Here is a 4,329-nt window from a genome sequence, read left to right as displayed (position 1 = left end):
GTGCCTGGGGCCGGGCACCGGTGGCCAAGACCCTGTTCAGCCTGGTCGCCGAGGACTTCCGTCGCGACCTGCCGCCTCCGCCCCATCCGGGGACCGAGCGCCTGCGTCCGCTGGAGACGGCTGCGGCGATCCGCGATGCGGCCCGCCGTTACCGTAACTGCCTGGCCGGCTATCTGGACCACGCGGTCGACCAGCGCAGCGCGATCTATGAATGGCTCCCGGCACCGGGAGCCGTCATCGAGCTGACGCCCGACACCTATTTCGGCTGGCGTCTGGATCAGGCCCGGCTGGAGAACAACAAGGCGGTCGACGAGGTCACCCGAACGGCGATCGTCGACGAACTGCGTGGCATCGGGGTGCACGTCGGACGCAGCGCCTGGCAGGTCCGCCGGGCGCTGGATCGGGCGGCCTCGCCGTCCTTCGCCCTCGAGACACTGGATGCGACCATCGCCGACTATTTCACCGACGACTGAGGGCTAACGCCGCTCAAGGACCCGGAAGCTGAAGGCATGGTCGTCGCCGTCGCCGGCGGGGTGTTCCTCGCGGCGCACCTCGATCCAGTCGGCTTCGTTGAAGTCAGGGAAGGTCACGTCGCCCTCGACCTCGGCGGCCACTTCGGTGAGGTAGAGCCGTTTCGCCTTGGGCAGGGCCATTTCGAACAGGGCGTGGCCGCCGATCACGCAGACTTCGCCGACGCCGTCTTCCTCGGCCTGTTCGCGGGCCATCTGGACGGCTTCCATGAAGCTCTCGCAGACCACGGCGTGCTCGGCTTCGAAACTGCCGTCGCGGGTCAGAACCAGGTTCATGCGGCCGGGCAGGGGCTTGCGGGGCAGGCTGTCCCAGGTCTTGCGACCCATGATCACGGGCTTGCCCAGGGTGTTGGCCTTGAACAGGGCCAGGTCTGACTTCAGTCGCCAGGGCAGGTCGCCGTCGCGACCGATGACCCCGTTAGCGGCGCGGGCGACGACGAGGGCGAGAGGAATGATCATGGGCCCTGCTTAGCGCCGCCCCGGGACGGACGCCAGACGTCAGGTCTTGCGCGTTATCTGAACGGCGTTAACTTGTTGCGAAATCGTGGGGAGCTGACCATGGGCGATACGGCGTTCGAGATGCACATGGCCCGCACGGGCGGCGTCGAGGTTCTGCAAGGCCGCAAGGTTGTGCTGCCGCCGCCTGGACCGGGGGAGGCGCGGGTCGTGATCGAGGCCTCCGGCGTGGCCTTCGCCGACATCGTCATGCGGACGGGACTCTATCCCGGGGTCAAGGCCCCGGTGACGCCGGGCTATGACCTCGTCGGGCGGATCGAAAGCCTGGGCACAGGCGTCGAGAGCTTTGCCGTGGGGCAGCGGGTAGCGGCGCTGACGGTGACGGGGTCCTATGCAGACCGCCGCAATGTTGAAGCCTGCTATCTCGTCCCTGCGCCGGAAAGCGTCACGGCCGAGGCACTGGTGGCCGGTGTCCTGAACGGCCTGACCGCCTGGCAGATGTTCCACCGGGTCGCCTCGGCGAAGGCCGGTGAGTGGATCCTGGTCCATGGCGCGGCCGGCGGGGTCGGCGGCCTGTTGCTGGACCTGGCACGCCTCTCCGGGGTGCGGGCGATCGGCACGGCCTCGGCCGGCAAGCGGGCCGTGGTTGAAGCCAAGGGCGGGTTCTATGTCGACTATCGCGCCGAACCGGTAGCCGAGCGGGCGCGGGCGATCTCGGGCGGCGGCGTGGTGGCGGCCTTCGATCACGTCGGAGGGCCGCACCTGAAGCAGGCCTCGATCGCCGCCCTGCGCGACGGCGGCACGGCGGTGCTCTATGGCGGCTATGACGCCACCAAGGGCGGCAAGATGCGGCCCGCGGCCATGATCCGGATGCTGCTGGCGGATCGGCTGTCGGCGCTGAAGCTGTTCTCCGCCAGCCAGGGCGTGGTCGGCTACAACGTCACCTCGTGGCGCGATGCCCGGCCGGACGTCTATCGCGAGGACCTCGCCGCCGTGATGGCCCTGATCGGGGCCGGGAGCCTGGATCCGCAGATCGGGGCGACCTTCCCCCTGGCCGAGGCGGCCAAGGCCCAGGACCTGCTGCAGTCGGCGGGAACCGCCGGGAAGATCGTGCTGAAGCCCTAGGCCTGACCGAAGGGGACGATGATCTGTTGGGCGCTGGCGCGGGCGATCAGTTCGCCATCGGGCCGGACAAGGTCTGCCTCGACGTGGATGACCGAGCGCGTTTTCGCCACAACCCGCCCCTCCAGGCGCAGGGGTTCGGCCTTACCCACGCGAATGAAGTCGATCTTCAGATGGCTGGTACGAAACATGGCGTCTGACGGGGCTGCGGTCATGGCCGCGAAGGCGAGGATCTGGTCAGCGAGGGCGGCCAGATAGCCGCCAAACATAGAGCCGTCGCTATTGAGCAGTTCCGGCGAAGGATGCCAGGTCTTCCTGGCCCAGCCCGGGCCCCAGTCATCCAGTCCGCCCAGTTTCAGGGTCTCGACAACGGGCGGCAGGGCCGTGTCGTCGGCCTTCAGCTGGTCAAGACGATCGGTGGCCCAGGTCAGACCGAGACCTCGGCCTTGATATGCGGATGGGCCTCATAGCCCTCCAGCCTGAAGTCTTCATAGGTGAAGGCGAACAGGTCGCGCTTGTCAGCGATGGTCAGGGTGGGGAAGGGGAAGGGCTCGCGGCTCATCTGCTCGCGGGCCTGGTCCAGGTGGTTCAGATAGAGGTGGGCGTCGCCGAAGGTGTGGACGAACTCGCCGGGTTCCAGTCCGACCACCTTGGCGACCATCAGGGTCAGCAGGGCGTAGCTGGCGATGTTGAACGGCACGCCCAGGAAGACGTCGGCGCTGCGCTGGTAGAGCTGGCAGGACAGCTTGCCGTCCGCGACGAAGAACTGGAACAGGCAGTGACAGGGCGGCAGGGCCATGTCCTCGACATCGGCCGGGTTCCAGGCCGACACGATATGGCGGCGGCTGTTGGGATTGGTCTTCAGGCTCTCGACCAGGTTGGCGATCTGGTCGATGGACTGGCCGTTCGGAGCCGCCCAGGACCGCCACTGCTTGCCATAGACGGGGCCAAGGTCGCCGTTCTCGTCGGCCCATTCGTCCCAGATCTTGCAGCCGTTCTCCTGCAGCCAGCGGACATTGGTGTCGCCGCGCAGGAACCACAACAGCTCAATGAAGATCGAGCGCAGGTGCAGCTTCTTGGTGGTCAGGACCGGGAAGCCCTTGGCGAGGTCAAAGCGGATCTGGCGACCGAACACGCCGAGGGTGCCGGTGCCGGTCCGGTCACCGCGCTGCACGCCGTTCTCGAGAATGTCGGCCAGCAGGTTCAGGTACTGCCGCTCCGGGTGGTCGGCGGCGGCTTTGGCGGGGGCGAGAACGGCGGTGGTCATGAACCCAGAATGGGCGCGAATCGCCGGCTTGCCCAGTGCGGCGCAGGCGCACGGATGGCCTAACCGGCGAATCCGCCCTCATCGAGAAAGGCCTGCTCCTCGGGCGTTGTCTCGCGACCGAGCAGCGGGTTGCGGTGCGGGAACCGGCCGAAGCGGGCGATGATGTCGCGATGCTCGATGGCCGAGGTCATGGCCCTGGCGTCCCCGCCATCGGCCTGTAACGCCGCGCACAGTTCGACGCAGAACTCCTGGTCGGCCAGGGTCTCGGAGTGCTCGAACGGCAGATAGAAGAACAGCCGCATCATCGGATCGGTGGCCTGATCATGACCGGCGGCCAGGGCCTGACGGGCCATGGTCCTCGCCAGGGGATCGGTGGCGAAGGCGTGGGCGGTGCCGCGGTAGAGATTGCGCGGGAACTGGTCGAGCAGGATCATCAGCGCCAGGGCTCCGTCCGCTGCCTCAAGCCAATGATCATAGCGGCGCATGGCTGCCCGGTAGTGGGTCTGCTCGAACCTCAGGGCGATCATCGAATCAAAGGCCGGGTCCTTGGCGAACCACTTTCTCGGGCCTGCCGAACGCCAGAAGCCGACAATATCCTGGGGGTGGGCGGGCATAGGCAACTCGTCGCTTCGTTCAAACGCGGTTCATCCTGGAAGGACGATCTTGCTATCAAGGGACAAAGCCCGGGCCTGGCACAAGGCCTTTTGGAGCAGGAAATGAAGCGTCTGATTTCGACCGCCATGGTGTTGTCGCTGCTGGGCGGAGCAGCGGCGGAGGCCGGTTCGGCCGGAGCAGTGGCTGCGCAGCGCGAGCAACAGCAGCAGCAGGAGCGTCAGCAGGCCCCGCGCGAGGCGCGCGGCGACCGTGGCGATCGCGGAGGTGACCGTGGCGGAGACCGCGGTGGCGAGCGCCCAGGCGGCGGCTGGCAGGCCGACCGTGGCGACCGGGATGATC

At 67.6% G+C, this 4,329-nt stretch carries 5 protein-coding genes and 2 pseudogenes; 3 read left to right on the top strand and 4 right to left on the bottom strand.

What is annotated here, in order from left to right:
* Positions 1-473, top strand: a pseudogene (locus DBR10_RS19580) (hypothetical protein); the annotation flags it as partial.
* A gap of 3 nt (positions 474-476) precedes the next feature.
* Here the strand turns inward: DBR10_RS19580 and DBR10_RS01470 are convergent.
* Positions 477-989: a dihydrofolate reductase gene (locus DBR10_RS01470; RefSeq protein ID WP_108503822.1), complete on the bottom strand. Its 513-nt coding sequence runs from the start codon at positions 987-989 to the stop codon at positions 477-479.
* Positions 990-1,088: 99 nt separating this feature from the next.
* Between DBR10_RS01470 and DBR10_RS01465 the strand changes: the two genes are divergently transcribed.
* A complete protein-coding gene (locus DBR10_RS01465; protein WP_108503823.1) occupies positions 1,089-2,111 on the top strand; it encodes a zinc-binding dehydrogenase in 1,023 nt (340 codons plus the stop codon).
* On the opposite strand, the gene DBR10_RS19575 is transcribed toward DBR10_RS01465, so the two are convergent.
* The 3 genes from DBR10_RS19575 to DBR10_RS01450 form a co-directional block, all read right to left on the bottom strand.
* Entirely contained in the window at positions 2,108-2,452 is a 345-nt protein-coding gene (locus DBR10_RS19575) for a PaaI family thioesterase (RefSeq protein ID WP_255579972.1), read from the bottom strand. The genes DBR10_RS01465 and DBR10_RS19575 overlap by 4 nt on opposite strands.
* Before the next feature lie 83 nt (positions 2,453-2,535).
* Positions 2,536-3,375: a thymidylate synthase gene (locus DBR10_RS01455; RefSeq protein ID WP_108503825.1), complete on the bottom strand. Its 840-nt coding sequence runs from the start codon at positions 3,373-3,375 to the stop codon at positions 2,536-2,538.
* A gap of 59 nt (positions 3,376-3,434) precedes the next feature.
* Positions 3,435-3,989: a DUF924 family protein gene (locus DBR10_RS01450; RefSeq protein ID WP_108503826.1), complete on the bottom strand. Its 555-nt coding sequence runs from the start codon at positions 3,987-3,989 to the stop codon at positions 3,435-3,437.
* Positions 3,990-4,091: 102 nt separating this feature from the next.
* On the opposite strand from DBR10_RS01450, the pseudogene DBR10_RS19570 reads away from it, so the two are divergent.
* A pseudogene (locus tag DBR10_RS19570) lies at positions 4,092-4,329 on the top strand (RcnB family protein); the annotation flags it as partial.

Origin of the sequence: Caulobacter sp. HMWF025, assembly GCF_003060965.1 — a bacterium.
Classification (GTDB): domain Bacteria; phylum Pseudomonadota; class Alphaproteobacteria; order Caulobacterales; family Caulobacteraceae; genus Caulobacter.
This window is presented reverse-complemented; position numbering and strand designations above follow the sequence as displayed.

Excerpts from the sequence above, each read along its gene's own strand:
- DBR10_RS01470 (WP_108503822.1), bottom strand. The coding sequence starts at position 989 with ATGATCATTCCTCTCGCCCTCGTCGTCGCCCGCGCCGCTAACGGGGTC.
- DBR10_RS01465 (WP_108503823.1), top strand. The coding sequence starts at position 1,089 with ATGGGCGATACGGCGTTCGAGATGCACATGGCCCGCACGGGCGGCGTC.
- DBR10_RS01455 (WP_108503825.1), bottom strand. The coding sequence starts at position 3,375 with ATGACCACCGCCGTTCTCGCCCCCGCCAAAGCCGCCGCCGACCACCCG.
- DBR10_RS01450 (WP_108503826.1), bottom strand. The coding sequence starts at position 3,989 with ATGCCCGCCCACCCCCAGGATATTGTCGGCTTCTGGCGTTCGGCAGGC.